Below are 16,705 nucleotides of genomic sequence, written 5' to 3'. Positions count from 1 at the left end.
AGACTGGACGCACGCGCCGCGGGAGTCGTGGGGCGCCAGCCACGAAGGAGTGCACGCATGACGGTCCGGATCATCCACGTCGGTCTCGGAGGGTGGGGCGGCAACTGGGCCCGCACCGCCATCCCGGAGGTCACCGAAGTGGAGGTGGTCGGGATCGTCGACCCGGTCCCGGCGACACTGGACGCCGTGCGGTCGGACCTCGGTCTGCCGGAGTCGGCGGCGTTCGCGTCCCTCACCGAGGCGCTCGCCGGTGTCGAAGCCGATGCCGTCGTGATCACCGCCCCCGCCGTGACGCACGTGCCGCTCGCCCTCGAGGCGCTCGAGGCCGGCAAGCACGTCCTCGTCGAGAAGCCCTTCGCCAACACCACGGACGAGGCCGTCACCGCGGTCCGTCGTGCCGAGGAGCTCGGGCTCGTGCTGCAGGTCAGCCAGAACTACCGCTGGTACCCGGCACCCCGGGTCGTGCAGGACCTGCTCGCCGCGAGCACCGTCGGCGAGCTCTCGGCGATCAACGTCGACTTCCGGCAGTGGGACAACGACCTCGCGTTCGAGGAGCACCCGCACTACCGGTTCCCGCACGCGATGATCAACGACATGGCGATCCACCACTTCGACCTCCTCCGGATGATCACCGGTCGCGAGGCCGTCCGCGTGTTCGCGAAGTCGTCGTACCCGTCGTACAGCAAGTACCAGGACGAAGCCGTCGCCTCGATGATCATCGAGCTCGACGACGGCCTCGTGGTCAGCTACCGCGGCAGCTGGCTCTCGCGCGGCCCCCGGACGGCCTGGGCGGGCGAGTGGAGCATCCAGGGCGAGGACGGCGAACTGTGGTTCACGAGCCGCTCGGGGGAGCCGAACGCGGTGGCCGGGGACCGCGTGACGGTCCGCCGGACGCAGGACGACGAGGCCGAGGCGGTCGAGCTGCCGACGATGGCGCACACCGACCGGCAGGGCGGGCTGCAGGCCTTCGCGCGCTCGGTGTCCGGTGGTCCCGCGCCGGCGACGAGCGGTCGCGACAACCTGCGGAGCCTCGCGCTCATGGAGGCGGCGGGCCGCTCCGCGGCGTCGGGCGTGCCCGAGGACGTCGTCGTCCCGTCCTGACGCCCGGCGGGCCGGCTTCGCGAAAGCGACAGTCTGCCGCCGCGGTCCCGCGGCACCCTGTCGCTTCCGCGGCAAAGACGACGGGCCGGCCCACGGATCTGTCGCTCCGGCGGCACGGACTGGAGGCGCGGTGCGGGCCCGACCCGCGCCTCCAGGCCGCCGTCCGGTCGCGCTCCCGCCCCGCGAAAGCGACGGTCTGCCGTCGCGTTCCCGCGGCACCCCGTCGCTTTCGCGACACGGACGCCGGGCCGGCCCGCGGATCTGTCGCTTTCGCGGCACCGGCACCGGCACCGGCACCGGCACCGGCGGTGCCCGCCGGCCGCGTCCGCCGTGCGCGGACACGCCCGGGGCTGGACACGACCCCGGCCCGAGCGTGTACGAAATGGGGAATGGCCAAGGACAGTCTCCCCGAGCTCGAACTCGCGAACGTCCGCACACGTGAGGGCATCACGGACACCGTGACCGAGATCCGTCGTCGTGCGGACATCCCGGCGCGCACCCGCCTGGCGATCGCGAAGACCAAGCAGCGCTGGCACCGCGACCCCACCCCGCTCGTGGCGATGGGCGTGACCGCTGCAGCCGGTGTCGCGGCGATCGTCGTCGGCATCGCGATCCGGAACAACCCCGCCGGGCACCTCGCCGAGCCGCCCGCGTCGTCGGCCTTCACCGCGCTGCTGCCGTTCGGGGCCCGTGGTGGCGACGGCCCGGGCGCCGCCGAGCAGAGTCAGCCCGGACGCAAGGGGCGCAAGGCCCGTGCGAAGGCCGCCGAGGAGTCGCTCGAACGCGACCCGCAGCACCGCGCACGTGTCAAGCAGCGCGCCGGGATCGCCGCGGTCCAGCGCCGCGCGACGAAGAACCGCAAGCAGGCCGCCAAGCGTTCGAAGCAGGCACTGAAGGCGAGGGGGTAGTCCCGTGGCACGCGAGCAGCACAAGCCCGAACCCGACGACCCCCGCAAGCCCGACAGCCCGGCGGACCTCACCAAGCCCACGCTGGTCTACACGCTGAAGAAGACGCTCCGCGAGTTCTCCAGCGATCAGTGCACCGACCTCGCCGCGAGCCTGACCTACTACACCGTGCTCGCGCTCTTCCCCGGTCTGCTGGCCGTCGTGTCGATCCTCGGGCTCGTGTCCGACCCGAAGAAGACGATCGACACGCTGCTCGACCTCGTGAACAACATCGGGGGCGAACAGGTCGTCAGCCTGCTCCGGGACCCCATCGAGGGACTCGTGCGCTCGCCCGCGGCGCCGATCACGTTCATCGTCGGTGTGGTCGGTGCGCTCTGGTCGGCCTCCGGGTACGTCGGGGCCTTCGGCCGCGCGATGAACCGGATCTACAACGTCCGCGAGGGGCGTCCGATCTGGAAGCTCCGCCCGACCATGCTCGGCGTCACGCTCTTCACCGTCGTCCTGCTCGTCCTCGGGCTGCTCGCGCTCGTGTCCGGCCCGCTCGCCCGCAGCTTCGGCGACGTGATCGGGCTCGGCGACGCCGCCGCGACCGTCCTGAGCATCGTGCAGTGGCCGATCCTGCTCGTCATCGCGATCATCGTCGTCGCGGTGCTCTACTACTGGGCGCCGAACGTCAAGCAGCCGAAGTTCCGGTGGGTCAGCGGCGGCTCGATCGTGGCCATCCTGATCCTCGTCGTCGCCAGCGTCGGGTTCGGCTTCTACGTCGGGAACTTCTCGAACTACAACGCCACGTACGGGTCCCTCGGTGGCGTGATCGTCTTCCTGCTGTGGGTGTGGATCACGAACAACGCGCTGCTCTTCGGCGCGGAGTTCGACGCCGAGCTCGAGCGCGGACGGCAGCTGCAGGCCGGCATCCGTGCGGAGGAGGACATCCAGCTCCCCGAACGCGACACCCGGCAGATCGAGAAGCAGGACGAGAAGCGCGCGCAGGACGTCCTCGACGGCATCAAGATCCGCGAGGACGCCGACCGCCGCTGACGGGACATTCCCGGTCGGGGTCGCTACGGTTCGCCCGTGCCGTCCTTCCTCGAGGGGCTCCCGTTCTGGTGGCTGGTCCTCGCGCTCTTCGTCGTGGTGCTCTGCCGCGCGCAGGCGACCTACTGGCTGGCACGGCTCGCGGTCACCGGCGCGGCGCGGTCCCGCTGGGGCCGCTGGCTCGACTCGGCGGCGGTCCGTCGGGGTTCGGCGCTCCTCGACCGCTGGGGGCTGCCCGTCGTCACGGTCAGCTTCCTCACCGTGGGGCTGCAGACGATCATGAACGCGGCCGCCGGCATCGCCCGGGTGCCGTGGTGGCGGTACACGATCGCGATGGTCCCGGGGTGCGTGGCGTGGGCGTTCGTGTACGCGACGGTGGGGATCGCGCTGTTCTGGGCGGTGCTCGCGGCGTTCGCGGGGTCGCCGTGGGGCGTGGTCGTGCTCGTCGTGCTGGCGGCGGCCGCCTCGGTCGCCGTGTGGACGGTCCGGCGTCGTCGCCGGCTCGCCGCGGACACGTCCCGGGTCTGACGTCCAGGAGGCGCGGTGCCGGCCCGCCCCGCGGCTTCCGTAGGGTGGTGCGCATGACCGAGACCGCGCCTCCCGTCCGTCCGACCGCACTCGTCACGGGCGCGACCCGTGGGATCGGCCGGGCCATCGCGCTCGACCTGGGACGCACGCACCACGTGCTCGTCGGCGGCCGGACCGCCGCCGCCGTGGACGCGCTCGTCGCCGAGCTGCCCAGCGCGTCGCCGTTCGTGGGCGACCTCGGCGCGGGCGAGTTCCCGCCGCTGCCGGAGCGCCTCGACGTCCTCGTGCACTCCGCCGGGGTCGAGCAGGGCACGACCGTCGCGGACACCCCGCGCGAGGTGTGGGAGCAGGTCTTCGCCACGAACGTGTTCGCGGTCGCCGAGCTGACGCGGCTCGCCCTCCCGGCCCTCCGCGCCGCGCGGGGCATCGTCGTGCCGATCAACAGCGGCTCCGGGTTCCACTCCGGCCCCGGCGGAGGCGTGTACGCGGCGTCGAAGTTCGCGCTGCGGGCGTTCGCCGATGCCCTGCGGGAAGAGGAACGGGCGAACGGCGTCCGGGTGTCGAGCGTGCACCCGGGCCGGACGGACTCGGACATGCAGCGGGCGCTGACCGAGAAGCTCGGCGAGGACTACGACACCGACTACTACCTCGCGCCCTCGGACGTGGCCGACGCCGTCCGGACCGTCGTCGACCTGCCGGAGCGGGGCACGATCGAGTCGCTGGCGATCCGGCCGACGCGGCGGCGCTGACCCGCTGCGGCCAGGGGCGGGTCAGCGGAGCTCGATCCTCGTGGTGAGGTCGAGGCGGTCGAGGAACGTCTCGTCGTGACTGACCACCACGAGGGCCCCGCGGTACGCCCGGAGCGCGTCCACGAGCTGGTCGACACTCGTCAGGTCGAGGTCGTTCGTCGGCTCGTCGAGCACCAGCAGCTGCGGCGGCGGATCCGCGAGCACGAGGCTCGCCAGCGCCACCCGGAACCGCTCCCCGCCCGAGAGCGCGCCTGCCGGGCGGTCGACGGTGTCCCCACGGACCAGGAACTTCGCCAGCCGGTTCCGCACCTCGGTCGGCGGGACGTGCGGGGCATCCCGCCGGACGTTCTCGAGCACCGACAGCGCGTCGTCGAGTGAGTCCTTCCGCTGCGGCAGGTAGCCGATGCGGTCGACGTGCGGGACCGCAGTCGTGTCGGGCAACGGGTGCGCCCGCGCGCCGGGGACCCCGACGAGCTGCTCGAGCAGCGTCGTCTTGCCGACGCCGTTGTCCCCGGCGACCGCGATGCGTTCCGGGCCCTGCACGATCGTCGCCCGCCCGCGCAGCGTGATCGTCGCGATCTGCCGCGACGCCGGCACGTCCGGGTCGGGCAGCGTCACGTGGATGGACTCGTCCGCGCGCAGCCGTCCCTCTGCCTCGCGCTTGGTGGCGAGTGCGGCGGCCTCGTCCTCGGCGTACCCGGTACGGAGCCGCCCGGCGGTCTGTTCGCCGCGCTTCCGCATCTCGTTCGCGAAGATCTTCGGCATCCCCTCGGCGGCCTTCACCCCGGACCGGGCACGACGGGCGATCTTCGTCTCGGCCTCGATGCGCTGCCGCTTCTCGGTGCGGTGTCGCTGCTCGGCGACCCGGACCTCGCGTTCGACGGCGGCCTGCTGCACCGCGAGGTGCTCCTCGAACGCGCTGAAGGTCCCGCCGAACACGGTCATGCCGCCCGCGCGGAGCTCGGCGACCTCGTCGACGTGCTCCAGGAGCTCGCGATCGTGGCTGACGACGACGAGGGTGCCCGGCCAGTCGTCGACCATGTCGAGCAACATCCTCCGGGCACGACGGTCGAGGTTGTTCGTCGGCTCGTCGAGGAACGCGATCGGGAGCCCCCGCAGCCGGATGCCGGCGACCGCCACGAGGACGGCCTGACCTCCGGACAGGGTGCTCACCGGACGCTCGAGGTCGGCGCCGATGCCGAGGCCGATGCCGTCGAGCGCCGCGGCTGCCCGTTCCTCGAGGTCCCAGTCGTCGCCCACGGCGTCGAAGTGCTCCGGAGCGGCGTCACCGCCGAGGATTGCGCGGAGGGCCGTCAGGGTCGGACGGATGCGGAGGAGGTCGGCGACCGCATCGTCGTTCTGCGGTTGCAGGCGTTGCGGCAGGTGGTCGACGGGGCCGGACGTCGTGATGGTGCCGGACGTGGGGTGGAGCCGACCCGTGACCAGCCGGACGAGGGTCGACTTGCCGGCACCGTTCCTCCCGACCAGGCCGGTCCGGCCACGGCCGAAGGCGGTGGTGAGGTGGCTGAGCGCGACGGTGCCGTCGGGCCAGGCGAAACTGAGGTCGTTCAGGACGACGGACGGACTGATGGGCATACGGGTGCCTCCCCGGTGGTCGATGCTGGGCGCACGACACCGGACCCGCCACGGGAGGGCGGAGCGCCCGACGGGGCGCGACGATCACGGTGTCAGCGCGAGGGCTGAGCAGATCCGGTGATCGACAGCAATTCGTCCACTTCCGTCGGGGAGCCCTGCGTGACCGCCACCCGCACCGCCGGTCGGTCGTCCCGCACCGGTGGCCTCGCGATGACGACGAGGACCCGCCCAAGGTACGCCGGGAGTCTCCGGCCGCGCAAGGCCCTCGAGCCGTGACAGGCTGGGGGCATGCCGGAGAACCTGCTGCCGAACCCGACCGCGAACCCCGAGACGCTCCTGCCCGCCGAGCCGGAGGTGACCGCCGCCCTCGCTGCCGATGCTCCCGTCGCGAGCGTCGTGGTGTCGCACCCGGCGTCGAGCCTGGCGTGGGCACTGCTCGCCGACGAGGCGTGGGAGCGTGGGGCGACCCTCGAGTCCTACGCCTACGCGCGGGTGGGGTACCACCGTGGGCTCGATGCGCTGCGGAAGGCGGGCTGGCGCGGCGCCGGGCCGGTGCCGTGGTCGCACGAGCCGAACCGGGGCGTGCTGCGGGCGCTGTTCGCGTTGCGGCGGGCGGCTTCGGCGATCGAGGAGCCGGGCGAGCCCGAGCGGCTGACGGAGTTCCTCGATGCGTCCGACCCGGCGGCGATCCCGGCGCTGAGCGCGTAGCGCACGGCCGCAGGCGCGGGCGGTTCGTCGCTCGTCTCCGCCGGTGCGCGCACTCTGCAGGCTCGCTGACCGTTCTGGTTCGTGAAACCCGGGAATCGCGAACCAGAACGGTCACGAACCCCGCGGAACCTCCCTCCGCCTGCGCAGCGGGCTGGCTCGCGCCCGGCCGGCGCACAACGAAAGTCACCTCGAACCGCGCTTCCGCCTGGTTCGAGGTGACTTCCGTTGTGCGAGCCGCGGCGAGCCGCCGGCGGCTAGCGCGCGGCCACGGCGTGCCGCCGCGCGAGCAGCACCCACGCACCCGCGGCGAGCAGCAGCGCCGCCACGGCCCCGGTGACGAGGACGGCCGGCCCGGACACGCCCGTGTACGCCAGCACTCCCCGCGCGCTCGCCCGCTCGGCCACGGCGTCGGACGCCCCGCGGTCACCAGCGCCTGAGGCAGCGCCCGGCCCCGCGCCCGAGCCGGCCCCCGATCCCGCGCCGCCGCCCGAGCCCGAGCCCGAGTCCGCGCCCGGGCCCGGCGTCGGCGGCACGACCACCGACTCGACCGGCTCCACCACGACCCGGACGACCGCCACCACGGTCTGCCCCGCGTGCGTCGTCACCTGGTACCGCACTGCCGTCGCCGGTCCGGAGAACGACGACTCCGGGGTGAACGTCACCTGCACGCCCTCGACCGTCCAGACGCCCTCGCCGGGGACCCGGAGCCGCTTGCCGTCCGCCGAGAGCTCCGCCCCCTCGATCCCGTCGCCGCTCAAGCGCAGCGAGTCCGGGTCCGCCGAGCTCCCGTCGAGCGGGTCGTTCCCGAGGACGTCGATCGTCACCGGCTCGCCCTGCTTCGTCGTGCCCTCGTCGTCGACCGCGACGGCCTCGGGCAGGACGACCTCGAACGCGGTCCGGTCGGCGTTGTTCGACAGGTCGACGTCGGTCACCGAACCGTCGAGCGCGATCGCGGGGCGGGCTGCGTCGAGGCGGTCGCTCGTGAAGTCCGTGACGCTCTCGACGGGCATCGTGTGGAGGCCGGAGCGGGTCGTCACCGGCACCGTCCCCCGCACCGCGATCGTGACCGCACCACCGGGCGGGCCCGACCAGTCGGCGGCGACCGCACCCTGTCCCGCAGCGGCGCCGCACGTCGCCCCGGCCTCTGCACGGCACGTCCACCGCACGTCCGTCAGCGGCAGTCCCTCGGTCACCGCCACCGTGCGCGCGACGGCGTCGACCGCTCCGCCGATCGTCGCCGGCCCGTCGTTCACCGACCGCAGCTCGAACGTGACGTCCTCGCCGGGGGTGACCGGCGCGTTGGTCAGCGTGTGGGCGGTCGTGACGACGTCGGTCGGCTGCGTCGCCCGCAGGTTCCGGATCTCGTGGAACTGCGTCCGGCCACCGGTCGATGCGCTGAAGCCGAACCGCACCTGTTCCGGCAGCGCCGTGGCGGGCAGGTCGGCGCTGACGACCTCGCGCAGCTCGCCCGCGTCGGCGCCGGGGGCGGTCGGCTCGGACATCGCGACGAGCACCCGGATCCCGCCGGCGTCGGTCGGCAGCAGATCGATCTGCACGTGGCGGTGCGTGGCCGCCTCGGCCGTGGTCTCGCGGTCTTCGAGGAACCCGTCGCCGAGGTCCCCGGTGGTCGCGAGGGCCGGGTAGCACTCGCGCTCCGGACCCCGGACGGTGATCGCGTTCGGGACGACGTCGGGACGCGCGAAGTTGCCGAACCGGTCGAACCCGATCCCGACGACCCCGCCGTCGAGGCCTTCCTCGCAGGGGCGGGTGCCGTCGTGGTAGCCGAGGCCGGCACCGACGGGCCCGATCGCGTCGAGCGGGACGGCGGCGTCCTGCAGGAAGAACCCGATCCCGTCGGCGTACCCGGTGTCCGTCGTGCTCCACATCCGCTGGTCGAACTCGACCGTCAGGCCGTGGCTGGAGTCGTAGGGCGACTCGTTGTAGACGGCGGAACTCACCCGCTTCGTGTCGTCGGTCAGCCGCAGCCACCGTCCGGCGGCGCCGTGGTCGACGATCGCTGCCTGTCCGTCGTCCGTCGCGATCCGGGTCCAGCCGGCGGGCATCGTCGTGCCGACCGGCAGTCCGACGAAGGGGTCGGTGACCGGGAACGGCGCGACCGCGTGCGCGGGGGACGTCGTGGCGACCGCGGTCGCGAGGCCGCCGCCGACCACCACGAGGGCGGTCAGGGCGGCGCTCGCGACGGCGCGCCTGGGAGTGCTGTGCATGGGGTCCTCTCTGCTGGTGGAGAAGACCCTTCCGGACGCCCGACGCAGGCGCAAGGAATATGTATCAGATATACGACTTCCGGGCTGGACTCAGCCGAGCACGACACTCCACGAGAACGCCTGCGGCCAGAGCTGGTGCTCCGGCAGCACGTCGAGGCCGCACGCACGCGACCCCAGGCCGTGCTGCGCGGCGTCGAGGTACAGGTACAGGTGCTCCGACACCGGCAGCTCGTACGGGTGCATCGCGCGACCGATCTGCTGCGCGGTCCACGGCGACAGGGTGAACCCTGCACGGTGCGAGCCGACGGTCGACACGGTGAACGGCCCGACCGACAGCTCGCGCAGCGACGGCCGGTGCCCGGTCTCCTGCGGCATCGAGTACTCGACGCCGAGCGACCGCACCGGTGCCGAGAAGCGTCCGACGCGGGCGGCGTGCGACGAGTCCGCGTACGACTCGAGCGGCCCCGTGCCGAACCACGACGCGTCCGAGTCGGCCAGGGGCGCTGGTAGGTCGAACCGCACCCCGATCCGTGGCCACGTGACGTCCCACGCGCCGAACGGCACCGCGTCGGTCTGCAGCAGCAGCCCGGCGTCGGTCAGGGTCCAGCGGTGCGTGACGTCGACGCCCCACCCGCTGTTCGCCGCCGCGACGCGGACCCGCTGCTCGAGCCCGGAGTCCGTCCGCGACACCGACACGAGCCGGTGCGTGAGCCGGTCCAACCCGCGTTCCCGCCAGCGTGTGGCCGACGGGGGAGCGTCCGGGTCGCCCACGCCGTGCGTCAGCACCGGGTCGGCCGTCTCGTACCCGCCCTGCGACGCCAGACTGTCGTTGTCGGTCGGTGCGCGCCACAGCTCGAGCCGCGGCCCGGCGACCTCGTGCCCCTTCCAGGACACCAGGTCACCGCGGGCCGAGAACGTCCCGTCGCCGAGTCGGTCGCCGTCCCACCCCTGACCGGAGGCCCGTGGCACGTCCGCCTCGCGCGATGCGACGAGCGTCTGGGTGCGTGCCAGGACGTGGCCGGTGTCCGCCCACGAGGTCGGCCCCGCCAGTTCCGCCGTGACGTCGAACCACAGCTCGTCACCGGGTGCGAGCGCCGCGGTCGCGGCCTCGAGCACCTCGTCCGGCACCGGCACCGTGGCGGAGGACCGCGCCGCGACGACGCCCGGCGTGAACCGGCCCTCGTGCTCCACCACGCCGTTCCGGGACAGCGTCCAGTGGAACCGCAGTCCCGCGGTCGAGGCCGAGTGGTACCGGTTCTCGATGAGCACGGTGGTGTCCGACGCGGACAGCCGGATCGGCGCCACGACGGCCGCGAACTCGGCCAGCCCCGGCGTCGGGGTGTCGTCGGGCAGCACCAGGCCGTCCATCACGAAGTTGCCGTCGTGGACGACCTCGTGGAAGTCGCCGCCGTACGCGTAGTAAGGCCGTCCGTCGGGGGTGTGCGCGAGCAGCCCGTGGTCCCGCCACTCCCACACGAACCCGCCGTGCAGCCGCGGGTACTTGTCCACGAGGGCCTCGTACTCGGCGATCTGGCCGGGTCCGTTGCCCATCGCGTGCACGTACTCGCAGTGGATGAACGGCTTCGACCGCTGGCGAGCCGCCTCGGCCGGGCCGCAGCCGAGCAGGGGCGTTTCCGGACCGCCGCCGATCGACTCGGTCTCCTGCAGCGACGGGTACATGCGCGAGTACACGTCGGTGTAGGCACCCGTGTAGTCGCCCTCGTAGTGGACCGGACGTTCGTCGTCGCGGTCGTGCACCCACTGCGACATCGCGGCGAGGTTGCGGCCGGTCCCGGACTCGTTGCCGAGCGACCACATCACGATCGACGCGTGGTTCTTGTCGCGCTCGACGGTCCGCGCGATGCGGTCGAGGTACGCCTCGCGCCAGGCCGGGTCGTCCGACGGGTTGCCGACCCAGCCGGTGAAGATGAACCCGTGCGTTTCGAGGTCGCACTCCAGGATCACCCAGAAGCCCAGCTCGTCGGCGAGGTCGAGCACGCGGGGGTGGGGCGGGTAGTGCGACGTCCGGATGGCGTTGACGTTGTTCCGCTTCATGAGCGCCATGTCCGCGCGTGCGTGCTCCTCGTCGAACACCCGACCGCGCACGGGATGGGTCTCGTGCCGGTTCACGCCGTGGAACACCACGCGCTCGCCGTTCACCAGGAACCGATCGCCCTCGATCGACACGGTGCGGAAGCCGAGCCGCAGCGACACGGTCTCACCACCGGCGCTCCCACCGGCTGCGGTCCCGGTGGACAGCGTCGCGTCGTACAGCGTCGGGAGCTCGGCGCTCCACGGCTCGACACCCTCGACGGTGATCGGTCCGACCTCGTCGGCGGACGCCCACGAGACGTCGACGCCGAGCGCGGGCACCGTGAAGCGCACCGGGAACGCCGCATCGACGGTCGGGAACGAGATCGTCCCCGTACCGGTCGACGGTCGGCCGGACGCCGCGGTCCCGGCGCTCGCCGCACTCCCGAGCACGGCGGTCCACCCGGCGCGGACGAACACGTCGTCGATCGGGGCGGTCGGCCGCGCCAGCAGCGTGACGTCGCGGAAGATCCCGGGCAGCCACCACTGGTCCTGGTCCTCGAGGTACGAGGCCGCCGACCACTGGTGCACCCGGACGCGGACCTCGTTCGCCCCCGGTCGCAGCACGGACGTGACGTCGAACTCCGTCGCGAGCCGCGACCCGGTCGACCATCCGATGAGGACGCCGTTCACCCACACCCGGAAGTGCGACTCCACACCGTCGAACCGGAGCAGCACCCGGGCCGCGGCGTCGAAGGACGTCGGGACGTCGAAGGTGCGGCGGTAGTCGCCGGTCGGGTTCTCCTCCGGCGGGTGCGGCGGGTCGATCGGGAACGGGTACTGCAGGTTCGTGTAGCTCGGCGCGCCGTGCCCGTGCAGCACCCAGTGCGCCGGCACCGGGATCGTGCCCCACTCGTCCTCCGGCCCCGGTTCGGGCACATCCGCGACGGGCGACCACCGGAAGTCCCACTCCCCGCTCAACGACAGGGCGGGAGCGTCCGTGTGCAGCCAGGCCCGTGGGGCCAGCCGGGTGTCCGAACCGGGGGCGGTGGAGGAGAGTGCGGCGATGGTCAACCCTTGACCGATCCTTCCGTGAGGCCCCCGCGCCAGAAGCGCTGCAGGACGATGATGGCGATGACGAGCGGGATGACCGAGACGAGCACCCCGCCGGTGGTGAGCTGGTAGAACTCCGGCAGCCGGTCCACCTGCGAGCGCCAGTTGTTGAGTCCCAGTGTGATCGGGTACAGCTTCTGGTCGGCCAGCATGATGAGCGGCAGGAAGAAGTTGTTCCAGATGCCGACGACCTGGAACAGGAACACGGTGACGAGTGCCGGCGTCATCTGCCGGAGCACGATCGTGTGGAAGATCCGGAGCTCGCCGGCCCCGTCGATGCGTGCCTGCTCGAGGAGCGCCGTGTCCACCGACGCCGCGGCGTACACCCGGCAGAGGAACAGGCCGAACGGTGAGACGAGGCTCGGGATGAGCACGCTCCAGTACGTGTCGGTCAGGCCCAGCGTCGAGAACAGCAGGAACAGCGGCAGGGCCGTCGCCGTCCCCGGCACGAGCACGCCGCCGAGGATCGTGCCGAACACGAGCTGCCGACCCCGGAACTCGTACTTCGCGAGCGCGTAGCCACCCGCCGCGGCGAAGTACGTCGCGAGGACGGCGCCGACGCCCGAGTACAGGATGCTGTTCGCGATCCAGCGGACGAAGATGCCGCCGTCGTACGTGAACACCTGCTGGAGGTTGCTGAACAGCGCGAAGTCGCCGCCGAACCAGAACCCGTTCGTGGCGAACAGCGCGCCGGTGGTCTTCGTCGCGGCGATGATCACCCAGTACAGCGGGACGAGGAAGTAGATCGCGACGATGACGAGGATGCCCGTCACGACGATCTGCGACTTGCCGGAGCGGTCGAGCTTGCGGCGCTGGTGCGCCGAGATCGACGTGGTGTCCACCGGGACCGCGGTCTTCGCGGTGGCCGGCGCTTCGATGGCTTCGCTGCTCATGCGTCCGCCCCCTTCGTGACTGTGGTGCCGTGGTCCGGACCGGAGCGGCCCTGGAGGTGCGGTGCGGCCTGGGTGGTGACCGTCCCGGCCGACGCGACGCGCGTCTGGAGCGCGACCCGCGCCTCCTGGCCGTCCCGCTTCGCCCGCTTGCGGCGATCCCGCTCGTCCTTCGGCGGACGGTTCGTCAACGCGAGGAACGCGAACGACAGGATGAACGCTGCCAGCGCGATGATGACCGCCTGCGCACTCGCGACGCCGTACTCGTTGAACGCGAACGCGTTCGTGTAGGCGGCGTAGTTCGGCGTGTACTCGGTGTCGATCGCGGGGGCGACCGTGGACAGGATCTGCGGCTCCGCGAAGAGCTGCAGCGTGCCGATGATCGAGAACACCGTCGTGAGCACGAGTGCCGGCGCGATGAGGGGGATCTGGATCCGCCACGCGACCTGGAACGCGTTCGCGCCGTCGACCTTGGCGGCCTCGTAGACCTCGCCGGGGATGGACTTCAGCTGCGCCACGATGATGAGCATGTTGTAGCCGGTGTACGTCCACGTGACGATGTTCGCGATCGACCAGAGCACGCTGTTCGCGCCGAGGAAGTCTGGCTGGAGCCCGATCCCCTGCAGCAGCGACACGATCGGCGACAGGCCCGGTACGTACAGGAAGGACCACAGGATCGTCGCGATGACGCCGGGGACGCCGTACGGCATGAAGTAGATCGCACGGAAGAAGCCCGGCCAGCGGGCGCTCGCCGACTCGAGCAGCAGCGCGAGGATCGTGCAGGCGATGATCATCACCGGGACCTGCACGATGCCGAACAGCAGCATGCGACCGATCGAGGCGACGAAGCCGGCGTCCTGCAGCGCGATCGCGTAGTTGTCGAACCCGGCGAACCTGCCGACGACGCCGTCCTCGCCGAACAGTCCCTCGCGGTCGACGGTCGTGAACGACTGGAACAGCGCGCTGATGATCGGGATGATGAACGTCAGCACGAACAGGGCGAGGAAGGGTGCGAGCAGGATCCACGGGGCGCGCTTCTGGGCGACCGTGGCCTTCGTGCTCGTGCGGAAGCCGTTCTTCGGCTGCGTCGTGGTCATCGTGCCGTCCTCACGCTGAGGCCCTTGTCCTTGAAGGACTGGACGATCTCCTTCTGGGCGAGCTCCACCGCGTCGGTGAGCTTCAGCCCACTCGTGAGCTTGCGGCGGAACTGGTTCTGCAGACTCGTGAACGCCGACTGCGTCACGGGCGACCAGGACCACTCGACGTTCTGCTCCTTGGCGGCAGGGACGAAGACGTCCTCGTTGTAGTTCTGCCCGGAGAACCACTTGCTCGGCTGCTCGCGCTGCGCCCCGATGTAGTCCTTCGCGGGCGACCACCCGATGCCGCAGTACTTGATCATCGCGTCGATGCCCTCCTTCGAGGTGGTCATCCACGTGATGAACTCGAGCGCTTCCTTCGGGTGCTTCGCGTTGGCGAGCACCGCGGCCGTCGAACCGCCGATCGCGCTCGACCCGAACCCGGTGTCGCCCCACTTCTGCATGGGTGCGACCTTCCACTTGCCCTCGCCGCCCTGGACGGACTCGATGAGGGCGTCGCCCCAGCTCGCGCTCGTGACGGCCGCGATCTTGCCGCTCGCAGCCGAGGCGTACCAGCCGGGGGAGTACGCGCCGGCGCTCGTGTCGACGAGCTTGTCGTCGATGACGCCGTCGAAGAACTCGGCGACCATCAGGGTCTTCTCGTCGGTCATGTCGACGACCCACTCGTCGCCGTCGACCTTGAACCACCGGGCGCCGGCCTGCTGCGCGTACGCGGCGAAGGGGGAGGCGTCCGAGACCGGGAAGACCTCGAGGTAGTTCTGCGCGCCGGTCTTCCGGACCTTCTCGGCGAGGTCGCGCCACTCGTCCCACGTCGTCGGGGGTTCGCCGCCGGCCTGCTCCAGGAGCGCCGTCTGGTAGTAGAACCCCATGGGGCCGGTGTCCTGGGGGATGCCGTAGATGCCGTCCACGAACGAGACCTGCGCCCAGGCGGCGTCGTCGTACTTCGACTCGAAGTCCTTCGCGCCGTAGCGGGCGAGGTCGACCAGGCCGTTGGCGAGCATGAACTCGGGGATCTGGCGGAGCTCGACCTGCCCGATGTCCGGGCCACCACCGGCCGCGAGCGCGGAGTACATCTTCTGGTACCCGCCGCTGTTGCCGCCCGGGATCCAGTTCGCGGTCACCTGGATGTCCGGGTGCGTCTTGTTCCAGACGTCGCAGACCTTCTGCAGGTCCTTGAGCCAGGCCCAGTACGTCAGTTCGACCTTCTGCCCGCTCGCTGCGGCGGGGATCAGCGCCGCCTTGTTCACGTTGGTCGACCCCGGCACCGCGCAGCCGGCGAGCAGTCCGGTCGCGGCCGCGCCGAGGCCGAAGCCCAGCAGTTGTCGTCGGGAGATGGGCCGTCGGTTCGGTGGAGGCGTCATTGCCGGGACTCCGGTTCGTCGTCGAGCGGGATGCCTCCAACCCAACCACAAAACCGAGCGCAGCTGTACTTTCACGAAGACTCTGGACGTTCCCTCCGGACGTGGAACACCGTGCCCCGTCGGGGTGGAGTGTGGGCCAACACGAAACGTCGGGGTCCGTGACAGCCCCGGCATCCGTCCGAGAGGAGCTGCCATGACGTCGACCAACGCGACGAGCGAACTGCACGGGATCCTGGGACAGCGGCTGGAGGGCGGTGGGACCTGGGCCTGGGCGTACGCCGACGTCTCCGGCAACGTGGAGGACCCCCGACGGCAGGCGGCACTGAAGCTGCGTGCGGTCGAGGAGGCCCTCCGTGCGCAGGGTGCGACCGACGACGTGGTCGACCTCGTCGCCGGCGAGTTCGAGCAGGAACCCGGCGTCCCCTCGCCCGTCACCCGGTACGTGCTGGTCCACGACGGTGCGCTCGTGCTGAGCGAGGTCCTGCCCGGCCACCTGCACGGCGCGGAGTCGGTCGGCGTCGGTGCCGTCCCCGACCTCGTGCCGCTCGTCGCCCACCGGCCCGTCGACCTGCCGTTCCTGGTGGTGCACGCCGGCAAGGAGGGCGGAGCCTTCCGTGCCTACCGACTCGGCCACGCGCCGCTCGACGCGACCGGCGGTGAGCAGCAGGTCCAGGGGCGCAACGACACCCTGCACTACGCCAAGGCCGGGACCGGGTGGAAGCAGCCGCACTGGCAGCAGCACACCGAGGAGATCTGGAAGCAGAACTCGTCGGAGACCGCCGCCGCCGTGGACGAGGCCGTCCGGACACTCCGACCCGGACTGGTCGTGGTCGCCGGGGACGTCACCGCGCGGGAGCTCCTCGTGAAGGCGCTGTCGTCGGAGACCCGTGCGCTGACCTCAGTCTTCCCGGGCGACCCCCGCGCCGACGCCTCGTCGAAGCAGGCGTTCGTCGAGCACGTCGAGACCGCGCTCGCCCGGGTCGTCGCCACCCGACGCCACGACCTCGAGGACCTGCTCCGCACCCACGTCGGTCGGGGCGACAACCTCGCGGTGACCGGGCTCGGAGCAGTCGTCGGGGCGCTGCAGCAGGCGCAGGGATCGGTCGTCGCGCTCGACGCCGTGGCGGTCGGGGAGCGGACGCTCCTCGCGCTCGCCGGTGCCCCGTGGGTGGCGACGGCACCGGAACAGGCTGCCGGGACGCCCGTCATCGGAGCGGTGCCGGCGGTGTGCGCGCTCGTGCGTGCGGCGGTGCTGACGGACGCGGAGCTCGTGCTCGTCAACGCGGCGTCGCTGCCGGGCGGGGTCGCGGCGGCGGCGTTGCTGCGGTGGCCGGTGGGGCCGGCCGTCCCCGCGTGATGCGGTGA

The 16,705-nt window shown here is 71.9% G+C and carries 13 protein-coding genes; 7 read left to right on the top strand and 6 right to left on the bottom strand.

The features are described 5' to 3' along the window. Nucleotides 1-57 precede the first annotated feature (57 nt). The 5 genes from ACIPEP_RS00965 (at nucleotide 58) to ACIPEP_RS00945 (ending at nucleotide 4,319) form a co-directional block, all read left to right on the top strand. Complete coding sequence (locus ACIPEP_RS00965; protein ID WP_402716206.1) at nucleotides 58-1,101, top strand: Gfo/Idh/MocA family protein; 1,044 nt, start codon at nucleotides 58-60, stop codon at nucleotides 1,099-1,101. A 389-nt stretch (nucleotides 1,102-1,490) separates the two neighbouring features. Further along, nucleotides 1,491-2,009, top strand: a complete 519-nt coding sequence (locus tag ACIPEP_RS00960) for a hypothetical protein (protein WP_070417102.1) — start codon at nucleotides 1,491-1,493, stop codon at nucleotides 2,007-2,009. A 4-nt stretch (nucleotides 2,010-2,013) separates the two neighbouring features. Continuing rightward, nucleotides 2,014-3,045, top strand: coding sequence for a YihY/virulence factor BrkB family protein (locus tag ACIPEP_RS00955; RefSeq protein ID WP_092384718.1), 1,032 nt, complete (start codon nucleotides 2,014-2,016; stop codon nucleotides 3,043-3,045). Between the two features lie 36 nt (nucleotides 3,046-3,081). Continuing rightward, entirely contained in the window at nucleotides 3,082-3,570 is a 489-nt protein-coding gene (locus ACIPEP_RS00950; protein WP_402716205.1) for a DedA family protein, read from the top strand. Nucleotides 3,571-3,623: 53 nt separating this feature from the next. Next, entirely contained in the window at nucleotides 3,624-4,319 is a 696-nt protein-coding gene (locus tag ACIPEP_RS00945) for an SDR family oxidoreductase (RefSeq protein ID WP_402716204.1), read from the top strand. Between the two features lie 21 nt (nucleotides 4,320-4,340). Here ACIPEP_RS00945 and ACIPEP_RS00940 read toward each other — a convergent pair whose 3' ends face one another. Further along, complete coding sequence (locus ACIPEP_RS00940) at nucleotides 4,341-5,915, bottom strand: ABC-F family ATP-binding cassette domain-containing protein (RefSeq protein ID WP_402716203.1); 1,575 nt, start codon at nucleotides 5,913-5,915, stop codon at nucleotides 4,341-4,343. A gap of 288 nt (nucleotides 5,916-6,203) precedes the next feature. Here ACIPEP_RS00940 and ACIPEP_RS00935 point away from each other — a divergent pair, with 288 nt between their 5' ends. Further along, on the top strand, nucleotides 6,204-6,623 hold the full coding sequence (locus ACIPEP_RS00935; protein WP_071294394.1) for a DUF3151 domain-containing protein: 420 nt from the start codon (nucleotides 6,204-6,206) through the stop codon (nucleotides 6,621-6,623). A 254-nt stretch (nucleotides 6,624-6,877) separates the two neighbouring features. Here the strand turns inward: ACIPEP_RS00935 and ACIPEP_RS00930 are convergent, their stop codons facing one another. From ACIPEP_RS00930 to ACIPEP_RS00910, 5 genes are all read right to left on the bottom strand, one after another. Further along, nucleotides 6,878-8,848: an Ig-like domain-containing protein gene (locus tag ACIPEP_RS00930; RefSeq protein WP_402716202.1), complete on the bottom strand. Its 1,971-nt coding sequence runs from the start codon at nucleotides 8,846-8,848 to the stop codon at nucleotides 6,878-6,880. A gap of 90 nt (nucleotides 8,849-8,938) precedes the next feature. Continuing rightward, a complete protein-coding gene (locus ACIPEP_RS00925; protein WP_402716201.1) occupies nucleotides 8,939-11,953 on the bottom strand; it encodes a glycoside hydrolase family 2 TIM barrel-domain containing protein in 3,015 nt (1,004 codons plus the stop codon). Then, entirely contained in the window at nucleotides 11,950-12,885 is a 936-nt protein-coding gene (locus ACIPEP_RS00920; RefSeq protein WP_092384698.1) for a carbohydrate ABC transporter permease, read from the bottom strand. Before ACIPEP_RS00920 ends, ACIPEP_RS00925 begins: the two co-directional genes overlap by 4 nt. Further along, nucleotides 12,882-13,979, bottom strand: coding sequence for a carbohydrate ABC transporter permease (locus tag ACIPEP_RS00915; protein ID WP_071294396.1), 1,098 nt, complete (start codon nucleotides 13,977-13,979; stop codon nucleotides 12,882-12,884). The genes ACIPEP_RS00920 and ACIPEP_RS00915 overlap by 4 nt, the downstream gene beginning before the upstream one ends. Further along, entirely contained in the window at nucleotides 13,976-15,340 is a 1,365-nt protein-coding gene (locus ACIPEP_RS00910; protein ID WP_071303434.1) for an extracellular solute-binding protein, read from the bottom strand. Before ACIPEP_RS00910 ends, ACIPEP_RS00915 begins: the two co-directional genes overlap by 4 nt. Before the next feature lie 193 nt (nucleotides 15,341-15,533). Here ACIPEP_RS00910 and ACIPEP_RS00905 point away from each other — a divergent pair, with 193 nt between their 5' ends. Then, entirely contained in the window at nucleotides 15,534-16,697 is a 1,164-nt protein-coding gene (locus tag ACIPEP_RS00905; RefSeq protein ID WP_092384694.1) for a Vms1/Ankzf1 family peptidyl-tRNA hydrolase, read from the top strand. Nucleotides 16,698-16,705: the final 8 nt, after the last annotated feature.

The organism is Curtobacterium sp. NPDC087082 (assembly GCF_044745045.1).
GTDB lineage: Bacteria > Actinomycetota > Actinomycetes > Actinomycetales > Microbacteriaceae > Curtobacterium.
This window is presented reverse-complemented; position numbering and strand designations above follow the sequence as displayed.

What these genes read in the sequence shown, in the direction of transcription:
- ACIPEP_RS00965 (WP_402716206.1), top strand. Translation starts at nt 58, where the DNA reads ATGACGGTCCGGATCATCCACGTCGGTCTCGGAGGGTGGGGCGGCAAC.
- ACIPEP_RS00960 (WP_070417102.1), top strand. Translation starts at nt 1,491, where the DNA reads ATGGCCAAGGACAGTCTCCCCGAGCTCGAACTCGCGAACGTCCGCACA.
- ACIPEP_RS00945 (WP_402716204.1), top strand. Translation starts at nt 3,624, where the DNA reads ATGACCGAGACCGCGCCTCCCGTCCGTCCGACCGCACTCGTCACGGGC.
- ACIPEP_RS00940 (WP_402716203.1), bottom strand. Translation starts at nt 5,915, where the DNA reads ATGCCCATCAGTCCGTCCGTCGTCCTGAACGACCTCAGTTTCGCCTGG.
- ACIPEP_RS00935 (WP_071294394.1), top strand. Translation starts at nt 6,204, where the DNA reads ATGCCGGAGAACCTGCTGCCGAACCCGACCGCGAACCCCGAGACGCTC.
- ACIPEP_RS00930 (WP_402716202.1), bottom strand. Translation starts at nt 8,848, where the DNA reads ATGCACAGCACTCCCAGGCGCGCCGTCGCGAGCGCCGCCCTGACCGCC.
- ACIPEP_RS00920 (WP_092384698.1), bottom strand. Translation starts at nt 12,885, where the DNA reads ATGAGCAGCGAAGCCATCGAAGCGCCGGCCACCGCGAAGACCGCGGTC.
- ACIPEP_RS00915 (WP_071294396.1), bottom strand. Translation starts at nt 13,979, where the DNA reads ATGACCACGACGCAGCCGAAGAACGGCTTCCGCACGAGCACGAAGGCC.
- ACIPEP_RS00910 (WP_071303434.1), bottom strand. Translation starts at nt 15,340, where the DNA reads ATGACGCCTCCACCGAACCGACGGCCCATCTCCCGACGACAACTGCTG.
- ACIPEP_RS00905 (WP_092384694.1), top strand. Translation starts at nt 15,534, where the DNA reads ATGACGTCGACCAACGCGACGAGCGAACTGCACGGGATCCTGGGACAG.